Here is an 18,907-nt window from a genome sequence, read left to right as displayed (position 1 = left end):
GCCGCATGTCGTCCGATTACCTGCTCGTCTTCGCGGTGCCGGTTTTCGTCCTGTTCGTGGCGCTGGAGATCGCGTCCTACCGGTTCCTGAGCGACGGGGCCGAGCTCGGGTACACGCCCTGGGACACGGTCACGAGCCTGTCGATGGGGATGGGGTTCCTGGTCGTCGAGGCGGTGTGGAAGTTCGTCACGCTGGCCGCGTACGCCGGGGTCTACGCGTTGTCGCCGTTGCGGCTGCCCGCTGATGCGGTGTGGGTGTGGGTGCTGCTCTTCTTCGCCGACGACTTCGCGTACTACTGGTATCACCGGTCGCACCACGAGGTCCGGATCCTGTGGGCGTCGCACGTCGTGCACCATTCGAGCGAGCGCTACAACTTCTCGACCGCGCTGCGTCAGCCCTGGACGCCGTTCACCGCGCTGCCGTTCTGGCTGCCGCTGGCGGCGATCGGGCTGCCGCCGTGGATGATCTTCTTCCAGCAGTCGGTGAACCTGCTGTACCAGTTCTTCCTGCACACCGAGCGGATCGACCGGATGCCGCGCTGGTTCGAGGCGGTGCTGAACACGCCGTCGCATCATCGGGTGCACCACGGGACGCAGTCGATGTATCTGGACCGCAACTACGGCGGGATCCTGATCGTGTGGGACCGGCTGCTGGGGACGTTCGAGCCGGAGGGTGAGCGGGTTGTTTACGGTCTGACGAAGAACGTCGGGACGTACAACCCGGTGCGGGTGGCGTTCGGGGAGTATGTCGCCATTGGACGGGCGATGCGTGGCGTTTCGGGGTGGCGGGATCGGTTGGGATTCGTGTTCCGGGGGCCGGGGTGGGTGCCCGAGGTGGCGCCGACCGGTGTCGCACCGGCGCCCGGCGGTGTCGCGCCGGCGTCGGGCGGCGGAGAGTAGGCCCGGGGCGCGGCGGACGTAGAGTCGGGGGTGTGGCAGACCCGGTGAGCTTTGGTCCGATCGCCCGGAGCGGCGTCTCGGACGCGGTCTACCAGCAGTTGCGGGACGCGATTCTCACTGGGGCGCTGGCGCCCGGCGAGGCGTTGCCGGGGGAGCGGGCGCTGGCCGAGCAGTTCGGCGTGGCCCGGCACGGGCTGCGCGAGGCGATCCGCCGGCTCCAGCAGGCCCGCCTGGTCGAGGTGAGCCACGGCGGCGCGACCCGGGTCCTCGACTGGCGCGTCTCGGCCGGGCTCGAGGTCCTGAGCGACCTCGCGGTGAGCGATTTTGCGGCGTCGTCACTGCCCGAGGGCGTGATCCTGCGGTCGGCGCTGGAGATGCGGCTGGCGATCGGCGTCGACGCGGCGCGACTGGCGGCCGAGCGGGCGTCGGCGGCCGCGGCGGGGGAGATCGAGGCTTTCGTGGGGGCGTCGGCCGGGATCATGGATCCGCTGGTGCTGGCCGAGCGGTACGAGCAGTTCTGGCGGTTGATCGTCGTGGCCGGGGAGAACGTGGCCTACCAGCTCGCGTACAACAGCCTGGTCGCGGCGATTCATCAGAACGCGGCCGTGACCCGTCCGCTGAGCGCGCCCGAGGCCGCGGACCTGGCTACCCAGGGCGAACTCGCGGCCGCGATCGCGGCCCACGATGCCGACTCGGCCGCCGACGCCGCCCACCGCCTCACGTCGGTGATGCTGGCCCGCCTCACCGCGACCGTCGGCTGAGGTCCGCGCCCCGACGGGCGACCCGACGCCCGAGCCGAGCGCCCCGCTGGCATAGGCCCGCCGCCAAGACACCGCCCCGATCGAGCCACCCGCCCGCCCGCCACTCCGTCGGTTGATCGGACGAACGGCGAATGCAGAGCCTGCGGGGCGATGTCGCCGTCGGCGGGGCCGAGCGGTCGGCCGCCGCGCCCCCCGGCGGCAGGTCAGCGACCGCATCCGCCGGCGAGTCCGTACTGGCGCGCCGTGACGGGATCAATTGTCCGCGGGTGGCCGGACGCGAGATTGGCGGCGACGCACGACACGGTCGCAGCTCGTGCCCGGGCCAAGGAGGGGGAGCTGCCCGCCGCCGATGCTTCTGGGAAAATCCATCAGCGACTCAGGTCGGCCAGCGCGGACCGCTCGCCCGCAGACCCGGCCGGCGCGGGTCCTGGCCGATAGCGCCAACGGATCGCGCGGCCACTTGCCCTCTGAATCACTCGGACAGGCCGCAGACGCGTTCAGCCCTCTCAGACGCCATCTGGTTACCCGTCGCAGCCACAGACCGCGGGGCCGGTCGGCGCGTCCTCGTCGATAGGGCTGACGGATCGCGCGGCCGCTTGCCCTCCACGCCGGACAGGCCGCAGTCGCGTCCAGCTTCCTCGAGGCTATCCGGGTCACCGATCGCAGCCGCAGACTGCGGAGCCGGCTGACGCGTGTCCCGGCCGATCGGGCTCACGGACCGCGCGCCCGTACCTGACAGCGTCGACTACGGAATCCACGCCGACCCACTTGTTCGGCGCCGGGGCAGCGTCCATGCGGGACTCGCCTCCATCGCCGACTGGTTCGCTCGCCGTCGGCGTCGCGGCGTCGGGGACTCCGCGTCGACGCGGGAGTTGCCGCCAATCACCGACCGGATTGCTCGCCCTCGGTAGAGCGGCGGCGTCCGCGCCGGCGCGGGATCCACCACCAATCGGCTCGCTCGGCGTCGCGGCCGCGGCGGGCCGGCCGCCGGGCCCGAGGCGCCGACCTCCGCGCCGCGCCGCCCGTCGGGTGGCACCAAACCGCCTGGGGCGGACCCCCGCGCGAAACACGCCTCAGCGGCGGCGGTTCGGGTCGGCCAGCGGCACCAACCGCTTCTCGCCGACCCGCGTGAAAAACGCGAGCGGCGCGGTCGCGGCGCCTATCACCCGAGCCAAGCCCGGCCGGCCCTGCCCGCGAACCAGCCTCGGACCGATGTCGGTCATCACCTGCGTCAGCGCGGGCAACGGCCGCCCGAACAACGTGACCTCGGTGATCTGCCCCTCCGCATCGAACCGCAAGAGCTGAGCCTCCTCGAACGACTCGCGCCCGACCCGCCCGGTCAGCACCAGCGCTCGCGCCACTTCGTCCCCCAGCTCGGTGTGAAACCGAACGTCGGAGAAGATCTCGAACGCGGCGGCCAGCATCTCGCGGACCTGAGCCCGGCCGCGGAAGGTGAACGCCGCGGTCAGCGGCGAGATCACCTCGACGTCCTCGGCCAGGCAGGCGATCGCCGCATCGAGGTCGCCGACCTCGCCGGCCGCCCGCCAGGCGGTGGTCGTGGTGTCCGTGGGTGAAGGAGCGAGGGTCATGGCTGCCTCCCAGGTTTCCTCCACGGTAGCGGAACCGTCTACGCCGTGTCGACGATCTCAGGGAAGGGGAATCTTCGCCGATGGCCGGGAGTTGCCAGCATAAGATCGACGTTAATCGGACGTCCGTTCAATTGTCCTGAGGAGCACCCGTGGCCGACACCGACGCACTCACCGCGGCCACCGAGAGCACTCCCGCTCCCACGCCGGAACGACGCCGGAGCCCGGTCGTGTTCGTCGGCATCCTGATCGTCGTCACGCTGCTGCTGTTCGGCGTGCCCTGGTGGACGCTGCTCGGTCCGCAGAACGAGTGGCCACTGGCGGTCGTCATCACCGGCACCGTCCTCGTCGTGGCCGCCGCGATCGGGCTGCCGACTGCGATGCTCACCGGCCACGCCCGGCACAGCGACGGCGCCGCCCGCGTCGGAGACACGCTGCTCGGCGTCGTCTGGGTGCTGTTCGTCTGGTCGATCCTCGGGAACGTTCTCGGCCTGGTGCTGCTCGCGGCCGGCGTCGACGACCCCGGCCGGTCGCGGATCGTCGCGGTAGCGACGATCGTCGTCAGCGCCGCGCTCCTGATCTGGGGCAACTACGAGGCGATGCGCGTCCCGCGGGTCCGTGAACTCGACGTCACGATCGACCGCCTCGGCGCGGGCCTCGACGGCACCCGGGTCGTGCTCATCGCCGACACGCACTACGGCCCGATCGACCGGGCCCCTTGGTCGCGCAAGGTCGCCGCGGTCATCAACGACCTGGACGCGGACGTGATCGCCCACGCCGGCGACATCGCCGACGGGACGCCCTACCAACGCGAAGAGCAGGCGGCGCCGCTGGGCACCCTCGAAGCGAAGCTGGCCAAGGTCTACGTGACCGGCAACCACGAGTACTTCAACGAGGCCCAGGGCTGGCTCGACCGGATGACCGACCTGGGCTGGAACTCGCTCCACAACCGGCACGTCGTCGTCGAGCGCGGCGGCGACCGGCTGGTGGTCGCGGGCGTCGACGACGTCACCGCGAAGGGGTCGGGCCTGCCCGGCCACCGCACCGACCTGCCCAAGGCCCTCGATGGCGCCGACCAGAACCTGCCCGTGCTGCTCCTCGCCCACCAGCCGAAGTTCGTGAAGCACGCGGCCGAGGCCGGCATCGATCTCATGGTGTCCGGCCACACGCACGGCGGCCAGATGTGGCCGTTCAACTTCCTGGTCCGCCTCGACCAGCCGGTCGTGCGTGGCCTGTCCCGCCACGGCGCGACGACCCAGCTCTACACCAGCGGTGGCACCGGCTTCTGGGGCCCGCCGTTCCGCGTCTTCGCGCCGAGCGAAATCACCGTGTTGACCCTTCGTCGGTGACGTTGTCCAGCAGCAGATGGACGGTGAGCTCGAGCCGCGCGGCCACGTCGCTCACCGATGCGCGCCGGGTGACCCAGGCGACCAGGTTCGACAACCAGACGTCGCCGATCACCCGGGCGATCGCGCGGTCCTGAGTGTTCGGCTCGGCGTGCATCGCCCGGCCGAACATCTCCTCCATCAGGCGTCCGACCGTGTCGACCTCGGCCGCCACGCTGGCGTCGGCGAACATGAACGCGCGGGTCATCGCCTCGGTGAGCTGCGGGTACCGCTGCAGTTTGCGGGTCACCCGGCCGAGGACGAACAGCACGCGCTCGCTCGGGGTGTCACCCGGGATCTCGAGCCGGTCGAGCTTCTCCTGGGCCTGCTCGAACTCCCGGGCCAGCCCGGTGACCAGCAGATGGTTCTTCGACGGGAAGTACCGGTAGAGCGTGCCGAGAGCGACGTCCGCGTTCTCGGCGACCGCCCGCATCTGGACCGCGTCGTAACCGCCCTTGGTCGCGAGCGCGATCGTCGCGTCGAGCATGCGCTTGCGGCGGTCGCGCTGGGCCGCCGAGCCGAGATCGTCCTCGGTGAGGGCGTTCAGCGTGTTCAGTACGCCTTGGCTGCCGCCGCGGGCGCGAGACGGGCTCGCCATCGGGTGTACCCCCTGGGAAAGGTCTGTTCGTGCTCCGCCCAGAGTACCCCGCGCCCGGAGTCACACGTTCTAGTGCCGACGTGAGTTGACGCGGACGTAACGGGCGATCGACGACTGCTAACGGTACAGAAACCATCACAGGTCACGCGCGGGGGCCTCGTGGCCTGATAGAACGTGTTCTAGTATCGAGGCGGATTCGCGGCGCAGGGAGGCCAGTGTGGATTTCACCCCCGACCCGTCCCTGCACGAAGCGGCCGAGCTGACCGCGCTGGTGATCGGCCGGGCTCCCGCGTCCGAGCTCTGGGCCGCGCTCGTCGACGCCGGCCTCGTCGAGATCGCGCTCCCGGCCGACGTCCGCGGCGACGACCTGGGGCCGGCCGGGGCCGCCGCGGTGCTGACCGAACTCGGCCGGGCCGCCGCGGCCACCCCGGCGCTGGCCACGCTGATGCTGGGCGCGTTACCGCTCGCCCGCGCGGGTCACCTGGAGCCGCTGCCCCGGGTGATCGACGACCACGCGGTGCTGACCGCGGCGCTGCACGAGCCGTCGTCGGCCTTCCCGTCGCTGCCGCGGGCGACCGCCGTGCGGTCGGCCGGCGGGTTCACCGTCGCCGGGGTCAAGGTCGGCGTCCCCGACGCCGAGGCCGCCGAGCGTGTCCTGGTGCCGGTGACCCTCTCCGGATCGCCGGGGTTGCTCGCCGTCGACCCGCGCACGCCCGGCGTGTCGATCATGCGGACGCCCGGCGCCGGGCCGGCCGCCCCGTACCGGGTCTCGTTCGACGAGGTGTCCGTCCCGGCTTCGGCGCTGGTCGGCGACGCGGCCGCGGTGGACGACCTGTACCGGCTGGCCGTGGCCGGTGCCGCCAGTTACGCCGACGGCCTGCTCGCGGGCGCGCTGGCGCTGACCGTGGCCCACGTCGGGGCGCGCGAGCAGTTCGGGCGGCCGCTGGCGACGTTCCAGGCCGTCGCCCAGGAGGTCGCCGAGGTCTACCTGGCGTCCCGGACGCTGCACCTGCTAGCCCAGTCGGCGATCTGGCAGCTCTCCCGGCCCGACCCGGCCACCGACGGCGAGATCGCCGCGTACTGGGTGGCCACCGAACTGCCCCGCGCGATCGGGAGGTGCCACCACCTGCACGGCGGCCTCGGGCTCGACCGCGACTACCCGCTGCACCGGTACTCGGCCGCCGCCAGCGACCTGGCCCGGCTGGTCGGCGGCCCGGAGAACACGCTCGACCGTCTCGGAGGGCAGTACGTGTGTTCATCGAACTGACCGAGTCGCAGCGGACGTTGCGCGACGAGCTCCGCAAGTACTTCGCCGGGGTGCTCTCACCCGCCGACCGGGAGGCGATGCTCGTCGACCGGCACGGGCCGGAGTACCGCGCGCTGATCCGTCGGCTCGGCGCGGACGGCTGGCTCGGGCTCGGCTGGCCGGTCGAGTACGGCGGGCGGGGGCTGGGGCCGGTCGAACAGCAGCTGTTCGTCAACGAAGCGGCCCGGGCCGACGTCCCGCTGCCGTCGGTGACGCTGGAGACCGTCGGTCCGACCCTGCAGAAGTACGGAACCGACGCCCAACGCGAGCGTTTCCTGCCCGCGATCCTGCGCGGCGAGGTGCACTTCGCGATCGGCTACACCGAGCCCGAGGCCGGCACGGATCTGGCGTCCCTGAAGACCCGGGCCGTGCTCGACGGCTCCGACTACGTCGTCGACGGGCAGAAGATCTTCACGACCGGCGGTCACGACGCCGACTTCGTCTGGCTGGCCTGCCGCACCGATCCGGACGCGCCGAAGCACCGCGGGATCTCGATCCTGATCGTCGACACCACGGACCCGGGCTACTCGTGGACGCCGATCATCACCTCGGACGGCGCGCATCACGTCAACGCGACCTACTACCGGAACGTCCGGGTCCCGGTGGGGATGCTGGTGGGCGAGGAGAACCGGGGCTGGCGCCTGATCACCACGCAGCTCAACCACGAGCGGGTGATGCTCGGCCCGGCCGGCCGGATCGGCGGGCTGCTCGACCGGGTGCGCGAGTGGGCGTCGTCGCGGTCCACGCCGTCGGGCGAGCCGTTGCTCTCGCTCCCCGACGTGCGCCGCTCGCTCGGGCGGGTGCACGCGTTCCAGCGCGCCAACGAGCTCCTCAACTGGCAGGTGGCAGCGTCCGCCGGACGTGAACTCGGCCCGGGGGAGATCGCCGACGCCTCGGCCACCAAGGTCTTCGGCGCTCAGGCGGTGCAGTGGATCGGCCCGCTGCTCGAAGACGTGGTCGTCCGGCACGGCGATCCGGCCGACCCGGAGACCGCCGCACTGCTCCGCTGGCTCGACGTCCAACGCAAACGCAACACGGTCCTGACGTTCGGCGGCGGCGTGGACGAGATCCAGCGCGAGCTCATCGCCACCGCGGGCCTCGGGCTGGAGAGGGTTCCCCGATGACCGACATCCTGGCGGCCGCGGAGGAGATCCGGGCCCGTGGCGAGAGCGAGCCGTTCGTCGCCCGTGACCCGGTGAACGTCCCGACCATGCACGCCTGGCTGGACGCGCTCGGCGACGCGAACCCGGTCTACGTGTCGCCGGAGGCCGCGACAGCCGCCGGGCATCCCGGGATCGTCGCGCCGCCGGCGATGATCCAGGTCTGGACGATGCCCGGGCTGGGCCGGGTCCGCGACGCCGACGACCCGCTCTGGCTGATGCTCACGGCGCTCACCGAGGCCGGGTACCCGTCGATCGTCGCGACCGACTGCGACCAGACCTACCACCGCTACCTGGAGCCGGGTGAGCTGGTGAGCGTGCGCTCGCGGCTCGGCGAGGTCACCGGCCCGAAGCAGACCGCGCTCGGCGAAGGCTGGTTCGTGACCACCCACAACACCTGGTACGTCGACGACGAGCCGGTGGCCGAAATGGCCTGGCGGGTGCTGAAGTTCAAGCCGCGCGCCGCCGCGCCATCACCGGTCCTGAGGCCGGTGATCAGCCGGGACACCGAGTTCTTCTGGGCCGGCACGGCGGCGAACGAGCTGCGCATCCAGCGGTGCGGCGAGTGCGGGGCGCTACGGCATCCGCCCGGGCCGTTCTGCCTGTCGTGCGGCTCGGACGCGGTCGGGTTCGTGGTGTCCGGCGGCCGCGGCACGGTCTTCAGCTACGTCGTGCACCACCACCCGCCGGTGCCCGGTCGGGCGGCTCCGTACGTCGTCGCGCTGGTGGAGCTCGAGGAAGGCGTCCGCATGCTCGGAGAGGTCGTCGACGACGTGCGGATCGGCACGCCGGTCGAGGTGTTCTGGCAGAAGATCGACGACTCGTTGACGCTCCCGGCCTGGCGGGCGCGATGACCGACCTGCCGGAACTGAGCATCGACGTCACGCCGACGTTCGTCGTGAGCACCGCGCTCGCGACCCGCGACTTCCAGGAGGTGCACCACGACCGCGACCTGGCCGTGGCGCGCGGCTCGCAGGACATCTTCGTCAACATCCTGACGACGACCGGGCTGGTCCAGCGGTACGTCACCGACTGGGCCGGGCCGTCCGCCCGGGTCGGCCGGGTCAAGATTCGCCTCGGCGTGCCCTGCTACGCGTACGACCGGCTGACGTTCTCCGGGTCGGTGACGTCGGTGGACGACGGGGTCACGACCGTCACGGTGGTGGGCCGGGTGAGCCGCGGCGACCACGTCCGCGGCACGGTGGAGGTGACGCGGTGACAGCGGCTCTGGTGGGCATCGGCGCCACCGACTTCTCCAAGGACTCCGGTCGCAGCGAGCTCAAACTCGCCGTGCAGGCGATCCGCGCGGCCCTGGACGACGCCGGCCTCACCGCCGCCGACGTCGACGGGCTGGTCACGTTCACCCAGGACAACAACACCGAGATCGCGGTCGCCCGGGAACTGGGCATCCCCGAGCTGACGTTCTTCAGCCGGATTCACTACGGCGGCGGAGCGGCCTGCGCGACCGTCCAGCAGGCGGCGATGGCGGTCGCGACCGGGGCGGCGAAGGTCGTGGTCTGCTACCGGGCGTTCAACGAACGGTCCGGCCACCGGTTCGGGCAGGTGCAGCAGGGACTCGCGCTGGCCCCGACGTCGTCCGGGGTGGACGCCGGGTGGGCGTATCCGTTCGGGCTCGCGACGCCGGCCGGCTGGGTGGCGATGTTCGCCCAGCGGTACCTGCACACGTACGGGGCGTCCACCGCCGATCTCGGGCGGGTCGCGGTGACGATGCGCGCGCACGCGGCGACGAACCCGGCGGCCTGGTTCTACCAGCGTCCGATCACGCTGGAGGAGCACCAGGCGTCGCGCTGGATCTGCGACCCGCTGCGGCTGTTCGACTGCTGCCAGGAGAGCGACGGCGGGGTGGCCGTCGTCGTCACGTCTCTGGATCGCGGGCGGGATCTCCGGCACGCGCCGGTCGTGATCCGGGGCGCGGCCCAGGGGAGCGGCACCGACGAGTACCTGATGACGAGCTACTACCGTGACGACCTGACCCAGCTGCCGGAGCTCGGCGTCGTGGGCCGGCAGCTCTGGGCCCAGGCCGGAGTGACGCCGGCCGACATCGACGTGGCCGTGCTGTACGACCACTTCACGCCGTTCGTGCTGATGCAGCTGGAGGAGCTGGGCTTCTGCGGCCGGGGAGAGGCCCCGGGGTTCGTCGCCTCGGGTGCGCTGGGGCTGGACGGTGCGCTGCCGACCAACCCGCACGGCGGGCAGCTCGGCGAGGCGTACATCCACGGTATGAACGGGATCGCCGAGGGTGTCCGCCAACTCCGGGGCACCGCGGTGAACCAGATCGACGGCGCCGAGGTGGTGCTGGTGACGGCCGGCACCGGCGTCCCGACCAGCGGCCTGGTCCTCAGCAACGTGTCAGGCCAGTGAACACTGTGGACTGAAGGATTGAGGGACTTCGCCTCCGGTCAGGTTTTTTGCATGACGACGGAGACGATGACCCTGGACCCGGGAGCCGTGGCTCGCCTGGCCGCGGACGTGACGGGCCCGGTTCTGCAGCCGGGCGACGACCGGTACGACGAGGAGACCGCCACCTGGAACCTGGCCCTGAGCCACCGCGCGGCCGTGGTGGTCGGCGCCGCCACGGTCGCTGACGTGCAGGCCGCCGTGCGGTTCGCCGCCGCCCGGGACCTCCCGGTGGCGGTCGTGGCGACCGGCCACGGCGCCGCCGTGTCCGCCGACGACGCGGTGATGATCAACGTCCGCCGGATGGACGGCATCACGATCGACGCGGACGCCCGCACGGCGACGGTCGGCCCGGCGGCCCGCATGCAGGCCCTGATCGACGCGGCCGCCGAGAACGGGCTGGCGCCGATCGCCGGCTCGGCGACGAACGTCGGCGTCGTGAGCTTCACGCTCGGCGGTGGCCTCAGCCCGGCGCTCGGCCGGACGTACGGCTACGCCGCCGACCACGTGCTCGCCGCGGAGATCGTCACGCCCGACGGCGAGCTGCGCACGATCGACGCCGACACCGAGCCCGACCTGTTCTGGGCCGTGCGCGGCGCCAAGGGGAACTTCGGCGTGGTCACCTCGCTCACGGTCGGCCTGGTGCCGGTGACCCGCCTGTACGGCGGCGCCATGTACTTCGGCGGCGAGCACGTCGACGCGGTGCTCGACGTCTACCGTCGGCTCGCCGCCGACGCGCCCGACGAGCTGACGCTCTCGTTCGCGTTCCTCCGGCTGCCTCCGGCGCCGTTCGTCCCCGAGCCGCTGCGCGGCCGGTTCAGCCTGCACGTCCGCTTCTCCTACCTGGGCTCGGCGGCCGACGGAGAGCGCATCGCCGACGAGCTGCGCGCGGCCGGACCCCGGCTCGTCGACACGGTCGCCGAGATGCCGTACACCGGCCTGGCCGCGATCCACTCCGACCCGGTCGACCCGTTGCCGGTGTACGAGCTCTCGACGATGCTCCGCGAGTTCCCCCGGGAGGCGGCCGATGCCCTCGTCGCCGCGGCCGGCCCGGACGTCGACACCGCGGTCATGCTGGTCGAGATCCGCCAGTTCGGCGGCGCCCTCGGACGCGACCCCCAGGTGCCGAACGCGGTCGCCCACCGCGACGCGCCGTTCCAGTGCTTCGTGGGGGCGGCCGGCGAGCCGGGAATGAAGGACGCGCTCCGCGGCCCGCTCGAGGGCCTGCTGGCCGCGCTGGCGCCGTGGTCGACCGGCGAAAAGTTCGTCAACTTTCTGACCAGCTACGACACCACGGCCGACGCGGTCGAGAGGGCCTACGAGCCGGTCGCGTACGCCCGGCTGGTGGAGCTCAAGACGGCCTACGACCCGCAGAACCTGTTCCGCATCAACCACAACATCCCGCCGGCCGGCTGACCTCGGGTGCCCGTCTCCGCGTCACCGCTCGCGGAGGCGGGCCCGCCAGCTGATCCGGTCGTTGGTGAGCCACTCGTAGACGTTCAGCGCGATCACCACGGCCGCGAGCAGCGCCACCCCGGCCAGAGCGGGCATCAGCGGCAGCCCGAGCGTCACGAGCAGGGCCGCCACCCCCGCGGTCACCCGGGTCTTCGAGACCAGCCGGAACATCCGCCAGCGGGTGTACCCGAACGTCAGCAGGTACAGCGCCACGCCGGCGCCCAGCAGATACCCCACGTGCTCGGTGGGGCGCGCCACCGCTTCGTGCAGACCCACGGCCACCAGGACGATCGCGGCGATGAACGAGAGGTGCCCGTACGAGAGCACGGTCCGGGTGATGTCGAGCTGCACCTCGGCCGTCGCCAGCGCGTGCCGCACGGCGTCGGCGGCGAAGTGGAAGTACACCCACCACAGCGCGCAGGCCAGCACGAACGCCCCGGCCACGGCGACTCCGCTGGCCAGGTCCAGCCCGTGCTCGTCGGCCGACTCGCCGATCACCACCACCGACTCACCCAGCGCGATCAGCACGAACAGGCCGAACCGCTCGGCGAGATGAGCGGCGTCGAAGTGGATCGACGCCATCCGGGAGCGCAGCAACCACGGGGTGGCCAGATCGATCAGCGCGGCCAGCGCCCACACCACGGTCCGCGGCCCGGGCGACAGCAGCGCGCCGACCACCAGCAGCGGACCGGTGGCCACCACGCTGACCAGGTACGGGCTGACGACCGGATGCCCCGGCCCGCTGACCGACACGGCCGCGAGCACGAACCGGCCGATCCAGTACGCGACCGCGAACAACAGCGCCGACTCCGCGAACACCTCGGGCAGCGCCAGCGCCATGAACAACGCGACCAGCGCCACCGCGAACAGCGCGATCCGCAGCACCGGCCGGGCCACGTCCCGGTGGTTGGTCTGGATCGCCGTGCCCACCCAGAGCCAGTACACGGGCACGAACGCGATCAGCCCGCGCAGCAGCCCGAGCGCCGAGTGGTCCGTTCCGAGGAGCAGCGAGATCCGGGTCACCGCATAGACGAAGACCAGGTCGAAGAACAGTTCGGCCCAGCTGACCCGCTTCTCCGCCACCGGCTCGCTCACGCGAGCGAGACTACGTCTCGGGGGCTACGGCTTCCGGCCGATACCGCCCCACATCGCGACCTCGGCCGGCGTCGGGCCGGTGGGCTCGGGCCAGTCCGCGATCGACACCAGACCGGGCTGCACCAGCGTCAACCCGTCGAAGAACCGCGACACTTCGTCGAACGACCGGAACTGCCCGGGCGTCGCCTTCATGATCGGCGCCATCGCCTCGAGCTCGGCCGGCGTCTGGTGGTCGATCGTCCCGTGGGTCAGCGCGAGGTAGCTGCCCGGCGCGAGCGCGTCCACCAGCGCGGCGACCCGCGCGTAGGGCGACTCCGCGTCCTCCAGGAAGTGCAGCACGGAGACCACCAGCAGCCCGACCGGCTGGTCGAAGTCGATCGGCGCCCGGGCCAGGATCTCGTCCGGCGCGCGCAGGTCGCCCTCGAGGTAGGTCGTGTTCGCCGAGAGCAACGGCGCCGAGTGCAACAGCACGATCGGGTCGTTGTCCACGTAGACCACCCGCGCCTCCGGCGCGAGCTCGTGCACCGTCCCCACGCCGGGGATCCCGGTGCCGACATCGAGAAACTGCCGGACGCCCGCCTCGTGGTACAGCCACGAGACGGCCCGCCCGAGGAAACGCCGGTTCTCGATCGCCGCCGTTCGCGTCTGCGGGAAGGCGGCCGCGATCGCATCTCCGGACGCCCGGTCAGCCGCGAAGTTGACGGTGCCGCCGAGCCAGTAGTCGTACCGCCGGGCCGGGTGCGCCACCGAGACGTCGATACCGGGCGGCGCTGCTTCTGAGGGAGCCACGAGTGTCTATAGTGCACCAGCCGCATCCAGCGCCGCGAGGTACCCGAACGTCATCGCCGGCCCCAGCGTCGCCCCCGGCCCGGCGTACGTCCGGCCCATCACCAGCGCGCTCGAGTTCCCGGCCGCGTACAGCCCGGGAATCACCGACCCGTCCTCGCGCAGCACCCGCGCGCGCTCGTCGGTCACCAGGCCACCCTTCGTCCCCAGGTCGCCGGGGACGATCTTCACCGCGTGGAACGGCGCCTTCTCCAGCGGCGCCAGGCACGGGTTGGGCTTGTTCCGCGGGTCCCCGTAGTACCGGTCGTAGGCCGACTCGCCCCGCCCGAAATCGAGGTCCCGGCCCGAGGCCGCGAACCCGTTGAAGCGGGCCACGGTGTCGGCCAGCGCCGACGACGGCACCCCGATCTTCGACGCCAGCCCGGCCAGCGTCGACGACTTCGCCGCCACCCCGGCCCGGTACCACGACGACGGCAGCGGCTGGCGCGGCCCGCGCGCGGTGAACAGGTACCGGTCGCGGTACCGCTGGTCGAACACCAGCCAGGTCGGCACCTTGGGCGAATCCGACGCGTACATCGCGTGCACCGCGTCCACGTACGGCGCCGCCTCGTTCACGAACCGCTGCCCGTCGACGTCGACCAGCACGCAACCGGGCAACGTCCGCTCGGCCAGCAGGAAGTACGGACCCCGGGGGAGCGGCACCGACGGCCCCCACCAGGCGTCGTCCATCAGCTCCACCGCGGCGCCGAGCTCCTGGGCCGACCGGATCCCGTCGCCGGTGTTCGCCTCGGCGCCCACCGTCCACTCGGTGCCGATCGGCTCCTTCTGGTAGCGCTTGCGCATCGTGTCGTCGCGCTCGAACCCGCCGGTCGTCAGCAGGACCCCGCGCGACGCGAGCAGTACCTCCGGCTCGGCCCCCCGGGCCGCCACCCGCACCCCGGTCACGCGTCCGTCCGCGACGACCAGCTCCAGCATCGGCGTCGACAGCCACACCGGCACGTCGTGCCGGGCCAGCCCGGCCCGCAGCCCGGCGGCCAGCGCCTGGCCCATCGTCAGGAGTTCCTGCCGACGGGCCCGGCTCACCCCGAGCCGGGCCCCGACCCGGGCGGCGGTCAGCAGACCGCGCGGATGGCGCAGCACCAGGTTCAGCCAGCGGAATTCGGCCTGGGTGATCGCCATCCCGTTCCGCGCGGCCAGGTACGGCGGCTCCAGCCCCGGGCGCAAGCGGCCCAGCACCGAGGACGGCAGCGGGCGGGGCTCGATCGACCGGCCCCCGGGGCGTCCGCCTGGGGCTTCCGGGTAGTAGTCGGAGTAGTCGCGCACCCAGCCCAGCCGGAGCGGGGTCTCGCGTTCGACGAGCGCGAGCATGTCGGGGCCGTGCCGCAGGTAGGCCTCGCGGAGCGAGGCGAAGTCGGAGTCCCCGGGCTGGGCGGCCGTCGCGACGATGTGGTCCAGGTAGGTCCGGGCGGCCTCCGGGGTGTCCGGGACGCCGTCCCGGGCCAGCACGTGGTTGTTCGGGATCCACACCCCGCCGCCGGAGCGCGCGGTCGAACCGCCGTAGTGCGGCGCCTTCTCGACCACGATCGTGCGCAGGCCGGCCGAGGCCGCGGTCAGCGCCGCGGCCATCCCGGCCCCACCGGCACCCACGACGACCAGGTCGTAGCTCTCCGACATCGGCGCTCCTCCCGTTTCTGGAACACGTTATAGTTTGACCCGGGCGCACCGCTATGGTGGGCGTCGGTCCGAAAAAGAACGCGTTCTAGGTCACAGAGGGGAGCGCCGGTGCTCGATTCCACCGACCTCGCGGCGGCCGCCGACGCGCTGCGCGACGCCGAGCGCGACCGGGTGGCGATCCCGCCGCTGATCACGACGTATCCCGGCATCGACGTCGGCGACGCCTACCGGATCCAGCTGCTCAACATCGAGCGCCGGACCGCGCCGGTCGTCGGGCACAAGGTCGGCCTGTCGTCCAAGGCCATGCAGCAGATGATGGGCGTCGACGAGCCCGACTACGGCCACCTGCTCGCCGACATGCGGTGCACCGAGAACACCCCGGTCGATACCGGGCGCTACCTGCTGCCCCGGGTCGAGCCCGAGGTCGGGTTCATCCTCGGCGACGACCTGCCGGAAGACTGCACCGAGGAGCAGGCGCTGGCCGCCACCGAGGCGATCGCGCCCGCGCTCGAGCTGATCGACAGCCGCATCGTCGACTGGAAGATCGCCCTGCCCGACACGATCGCCGACAACGCGTCCTCGGCCGGGTTCGTCCTCGGCGCGGCCCGGCTCGACCCCCGGCGCGTCGACCTGACCGCGCTCCCGGTCGCGCTCTACCGCAACGACGAGGCGGCCGGTTCCGGCACCTCCGCCGCCGTGCTCGGCAATCCGCTGGTCGCGGTCGCCTGGCTCGCCCGCACGGTGGCGAGGTTCGGCGTCCGGCTGCGGGCCGGTCACGTGGTGCTGCCCGGTTCCTGCACCCGAGCCGTCGACGCTCGCCCCGGCGACCGGTTCCGCGCCGAGTTCGGACCCCTCGGCGCGGTCACGCTCACGTTTGCTCCTGCGGACGTCCCACAGCTGGCGAAAATCCCTGCTCAGCGAGGTGAATCGTGACCACGGCGGCCATCGTCGGATCCGGCAACATCGGCACCGACCTCATGTACAAGCTGCTGCGCTCGGGCACCATCGAGCCGCGCTGGATGATCGGCATCGACCCCGACAGCGAAGGCCTCAAGCGGGCGGCCGACGCCGGGCTCGAGGTCAGCGCCGGTGGCGTCGACTGGCTACTGGCTCAGGACGAGCGTCCGGATCTGGTCTTCGAAGCGACGTCGGCCTACGTCCACCGGGCGAACGCACCGCGGTACGCGGAGGCCGGCATCGTCGCGGTCGACCTGACCCCGGCGGCCGTCGGACCGCAGGTCATCCCCCCGGTGAACCTGGGGGACGAACTCGGGGCGACGAACGTCAACCTGATCACCTGCGGGGGGCAGGCGACGATCCCGATCGTGGCCGCGGTCTCCCGGGCCGCGACCGTGCAGTACGCGGAGATCGTCGCGACGGTCGCGTCGCGCTCGGCCGGTCCGGGGACGCGGGCGAACATCGACGAGTTCACCCGGGTGACCAGCCGCGGGCTGGAGACGATCGGCGGAGCCGAGCGGGGCAAGGCGATCATCGTGCTGAACCCGGCCGAGCCGCCGATGATCATGCGCGACACGATCTTCTGCGCGATCCCTTCGGGGTCCGACTTCTCCGCGGTGGCTGCTTCGGTGGCGGCGATGGTGGCGGACGTGGCCACCTACGTGCCCGGGTACCGGCTGCTGAACGAGGTGCAGTTCGACGAGGTCGACGGGCGCACCCGGGTGAGCGTGTTCATCGAGGTGGAGGGCGCGGGCGACTACCTGCCGCCGTACGCCGGGAACCTCGACATCATGACCGCGGCGGCCGTCCGGGTCGGCGCGGAACTCGCGTCCAAGGGGGTGCCGGCATGATCCGGATCACCGACACGTCGCTGCGCGACGGGTCGCACGCGAAGCGGCACCAGTTCACGTCGTCCGAGGTCGCGGCCGTCGTGGGCGCGCTGGACGCGGCCGGGGTGCCGGTGATCGAGGTGACGCACGGCGACGGGCTGGGCGGGTCCTCGTTCACCTACGGGTTCAGCCGCACGCCGGAGCAGGAGCTGATTTCCGTAGCGGTCTCCGTCGCCCAGCGGGCGAAGATCGCGTTCCTCATGCTGCCCGGCGTCGGAGTGAAGGACGACATCCGGGCGGCAGCCGACAACGGTGCGTCGATCTGCCGGGTGGCCACGCACTGCACCGAGGCCGACGTGTCGATCCAGCACTTCGGGCTGGCCCGGGAGCTGGGGTTGGAGACCGTCGGGTTCCTGATGATGGCGCACTCGCAGCCGCCATCAGCGCTGGCCGCGCAGGCGCGGATCATGGCCGACGCCGGATGCCAGTGCGTGTACGTGGTGGACTCGGCCGGTGCGCTGGTGCTGGACCAGGTCGGCGACCGGGTCTCGGCGCTGGTCTCCGAGCTCGGTTCGGATGCGTCGGTGGGCTTCCACGGGCACGAGAACCTCGGGCTGGGCGTCGCGAACTCGGTGCTGGCGGTGCGGGCCGGGGCGGCCCAGATCGACGGGTCGACCCGGCGGTTCGGGGCCGGCGCGGGCAACACGCCGGTGGAGGCGTTCGTCGGGGTGTGCGACAAGCTCGGCATCGAGACCGGGGTCGACTTCTTTGCCATCGTCGACGCCGCTGAGGACGTCGTGCTGCCGACGATGCCGGAGGAGTGCAAGCTCGACCGGATGGCGCTGATCATGGGCTACGCCGGCGTGTACTCGAGCTTCCTGAAGCACGCGTTCCGGCAGGCCGAGCGGTACGACGTCTCGGGCGCCGAGATCCTGGTGCGGGCCGGGGCCCGGAAGCTGGTCGGCGGCCAGGAGGACCAGCTGATCGACATCGCGCTGGAGATTCAGCGGGAGGCCGTGGCGGCGACGAACCAGTCGCCGGTCAGCACCGGCTGACCGCCGATCTCGCTCGCGAGCTGCTCCGCGGTGAGAAACCGCTTGAAGACGTGGTGGCGGGAGCCGTCGTTGAGGATGCGCTCCTGCTGCTGCTCGCCGGGGTGACCGTCTTGGAGTGCGGTGTCGACGACGACGAGCTCCCGCGCGACCCGGCGGGCCTCGGCCAGGAACGTGGTGCGCTCGCCGGGCGGCAGGTGGCCGTAGAAGTGCCCGGTGAAGACCCGGTCGAAGCTGTCGTCGGCGAACGGCAGGTCGAGGGCGTCACCGCGCATCGCGACGCCGTGCGGCATCCGTCGCTGGGCCAGGGCCACCATCGACGGGCTCTGGTCGAGCGCGACGACGTAGCCCTGCAGGTGCCGGGTCAGGAAGCCGCTGCCGCAGCCGACGTCGAGCGTCCGCATGGGCGGGAGCGCGTGGACGAAGCGGCACAGGTCGTCGACCTCACCGGACCAGCCCGGGCGGGAGCGGGCCGCGAACCGGCCGAGGCTCTCGTACCATTCGTCGTATTCTTCGGCGCGCTGGTCGTAGTACGCCGCCGTCCCGGGATCACGAGCGAACGCTGGCACGACTACCACGATGACGCGGTTTGCTTCCGGCGGCAATCGGGGGCCGGACAGTCTCAACTCTGTTCATCTGGTGCCGATGGGGCCTAGGTGGTGTATCGGAACACAGCCGACGTGCGGACGTGGCTCGCGGGGGAGCCGTCGCTGGACGAACTGCGCGCGGAGTACCCGTCGGACTGGGAGGTCGTGGCCCGGGACGTGGGGGCGGCCGCGGCGCGGGGGGAGCTGGCGTCGTACGCGTTGTCCTCTGCGGGGAGTGGCTCGTCTAGCGCGGGGCCTGGCCGCGGGGCGCGGCCTGGGCGCGGTGGGCGGTCCGGTCGCGGTAAGGGGTCTGGCCGGGGTGGGCGGTCTGGCCGGGGCGGGGCGTTCGACGGGGAGC

18 protein-coding genes are annotated in these 18,907 nt (G+C 72.1%); 12 read left to right on the top strand and 6 right to left on the bottom strand.

The annotated features are described in order from the left end of the window. Positions 1 to 5: 5 nt before the first annotated feature. The gene (locus FL583_RS02270; RefSeq protein ID WP_142702726.1) at positions 6 to 899 is read left to right on the top strand and encodes a sterol desaturase family protein; all 894 of its coding nucleotides are present in this window, start codon (positions 6 to 8) and stop codon (positions 897 to 899) included. Positions 900 to 931: 32 nt separating this feature from the next. Further along, complete coding sequence (locus FL583_RS02265; RefSeq protein ID WP_170323438.1) at positions 932 to 1,660, top strand: FadR/GntR family transcriptional regulator; 729 nt, start codon at positions 932 to 934, stop codon at positions 1,658 to 1,660. Positions 1,661 to 2,733: 1,073 nt separating this feature from the next. Here FL583_RS02265 and FL583_RS02260 read toward each other — a convergent pair. Further along, positions 2,734 to 3,249 carry a nuclear transport factor 2 family protein gene (locus FL583_RS02260; RefSeq protein WP_142702724.1) on the bottom strand — a complete coding sequence of 172 codons (516 nt, stop codon included), beginning with the start codon at positions 3,247 to 3,249 and terminating at the stop codon, positions 2,734 to 2,736. A gap of 149 nt (positions 3,250 to 3,398) precedes the next feature. On the opposite strand from FL583_RS02260, the gene FL583_RS02255 reads away from it, so the two are divergent. Beyond that, complete coding sequence (locus FL583_RS02255) at positions 3,399 to 4,595, top strand: metallophosphoesterase (RefSeq protein WP_170323437.1); 1,197 nt, start codon at positions 3,399 to 3,401, stop codon at positions 4,593 to 4,595. Here the strand turns inward: FL583_RS02255 and kstR are convergent. Continuing rightward, entirely contained in the window at positions 4,570 to 5,229 is a 660-nt protein-coding gene (gene kstR, locus FL583_RS02250) for a cholesterol catabolism transcriptional regulator KstR (RefSeq protein WP_142702723.1), read from the bottom strand. The two genes, FL583_RS02255 and kstR, sit on opposite strands and share 26 nt — an antisense overlap. A gap of 217 nt (positions 5,230 to 5,446) precedes the next feature. On the opposite strand from kstR, the gene FL583_RS02245 reads away from it, so the two are divergent. The 6 genes from FL583_RS02245 to FL583_RS02220 are packed head-to-tail and all read left to right on the top strand — an operon-like array spanning position 5,447 to position 11,529. Next, positions 5,447 to 6,496 (top strand): acyl-CoA dehydrogenase family protein, encoded by a 1,050-nt coding sequence (locus FL583_RS02245; RefSeq protein WP_142702722.1) that lies wholly within the window; start codon positions 5,447 to 5,449, stop codon positions 6,494 to 6,496. Next, on the top strand, positions 6,481 to 7,659 hold the full coding sequence (locus FL583_RS02240) for an acyl-CoA dehydrogenase family protein (protein ID WP_142702721.1): 1,179 nt from the start codon (positions 6,481 to 6,483) through the stop codon (positions 7,657 to 7,659). Before FL583_RS02245 ends, FL583_RS02240 begins: the two co-directional genes overlap by 16 nt. Continuing rightward, entirely contained in the window at positions 7,656 to 8,549 is an 894-nt protein-coding gene (locus FL583_RS02235; protein WP_142702720.1) for a bifunctional MaoC family dehydratase N-terminal/OB-fold nucleic acid binding domain-containing protein, read from the top strand. Before FL583_RS02240 ends, FL583_RS02235 begins: the two co-directional genes overlap by 4 nt. Further along, positions 8,546 to 8,914 carry a MaoC/PaaZ C-terminal domain-containing protein gene (locus tag FL583_RS02230; protein WP_142702719.1) on the top strand — a complete coding sequence of 123 codons (369 nt, stop codon included), beginning with the start codon at positions 8,546 to 8,548 and terminating at the stop codon, positions 8,912 to 8,914. Before FL583_RS02235 ends, FL583_RS02230 begins: the two co-directional genes overlap by 4 nt. Next, positions 8,911 to 10,077, top strand: coding sequence for a lipid-transfer protein (locus FL583_RS02225; protein WP_142702718.1), 1,167 nt, complete (start codon positions 8,911 to 8,913; stop codon positions 10,075 to 10,077). The genes FL583_RS02230 and FL583_RS02225 overlap by 4 nt, the downstream gene beginning before the upstream one ends. Before the next feature lie 51 nt (positions 10,078 to 10,128). Then, a complete protein-coding gene (locus FL583_RS02220) occupies positions 10,129 to 11,529 on the top strand; it encodes an FAD-binding oxidoreductase (protein ID WP_205751786.1) in 1,401 nt (466 codons plus the stop codon). Between the two features lie 21 nt (positions 11,530 to 11,550). Here the strand turns inward: FL583_RS02220 and FL583_RS02215 are convergent, their stop codons facing one another. From FL583_RS02215 to kstD, 3 genes are read right to left on the bottom strand one after another with little or no spacing between them, the layout of a single operon-like run. Next, on the bottom strand, positions 11,551 to 12,663 hold the full coding sequence (locus tag FL583_RS02215; protein ID WP_205751785.1) for a low temperature requirement protein A: 1,113 nt from the start codon (positions 12,661 to 12,663) through the stop codon (positions 11,551 to 11,553). A 24-nt stretch (positions 12,664 to 12,687) separates the two neighbouring features. Further along, entirely contained in the window at positions 12,688 to 13,452 is a 765-nt protein-coding gene (locus FL583_RS02210) for an SAM-dependent methyltransferase (protein WP_205751784.1), read from the bottom strand. A 6-nt stretch (positions 13,453 to 13,458) separates the two neighbouring features. Continuing rightward, complete coding sequence (kstD, locus tag FL583_RS02205) at positions 13,459 to 15,123, bottom strand: 3-oxosteroid 1-dehydrogenase (protein WP_142702717.1); 1,665 nt, start codon at positions 15,121 to 15,123, stop codon at positions 13,459 to 13,461. Positions 15,124 to 15,231: 108 nt separating this feature from the next. On the opposite strand from kstD, the gene FL583_RS02200 reads away from it, so the two are divergent. From FL583_RS02200 to dmpG, 3 genes are read left to right on the top strand one after another with little or no spacing between them, the layout of a single operon-like run. Continuing rightward, the gene (locus tag FL583_RS02200; RefSeq protein WP_142702716.1) at positions 15,232 to 16,056 is read left to right on the top strand and encodes a 2-keto-4-pentenoate hydratase; all 825 of its coding nucleotides are present in this window, start codon (positions 15,232 to 15,234) and stop codon (positions 16,054 to 16,056) included. Further along, on the top strand, positions 16,053 to 16,931 hold the full coding sequence (locus FL583_RS02195) for an acetaldehyde dehydrogenase (acetylating) (protein WP_170323436.1): 879 nt from the start codon (positions 16,053 to 16,055) through the stop codon (positions 16,929 to 16,931). Before FL583_RS02200 ends, FL583_RS02195 begins: the two co-directional genes overlap by 4 nt. After that, on the top strand, positions 16,928 to 17,965 hold the full coding sequence (dmpG, locus tag FL583_RS02190) for a 4-hydroxy-2-oxovalerate aldolase (protein WP_142702715.1): 1,038 nt from the start codon (positions 16,928 to 16,930) through the stop codon (positions 17,963 to 17,965). The genes FL583_RS02195 and dmpG overlap by 4 nt, the downstream gene beginning before the upstream one ends. On the opposite strand, the gene FL583_RS02185 is transcribed toward dmpG, so the two are convergent. Next, positions 17,914 to 18,531, bottom strand: coding sequence for a class I SAM-dependent methyltransferase (locus tag FL583_RS02185; RefSeq protein WP_205751783.1), 618 nt, complete (start codon positions 18,529 to 18,531; stop codon positions 17,914 to 17,916). The two genes, dmpG and FL583_RS02185, sit on opposite strands and share 52 nt — an antisense overlap. Positions 18,532 to 18,907 lie beyond the last annotated feature (376 nt).

Source organism: Cryptosporangium phraense (assembly GCF_006912135.1).
GTDB classification, from domain to species: domain Bacteria; phylum Actinomycetota; class Actinomycetes; order Mycobacteriales; family Cryptosporangiaceae; genus Cryptosporangium; species Cryptosporangium phraense.
This window is presented reverse-complemented; position numbering and strand designations above follow the sequence as displayed.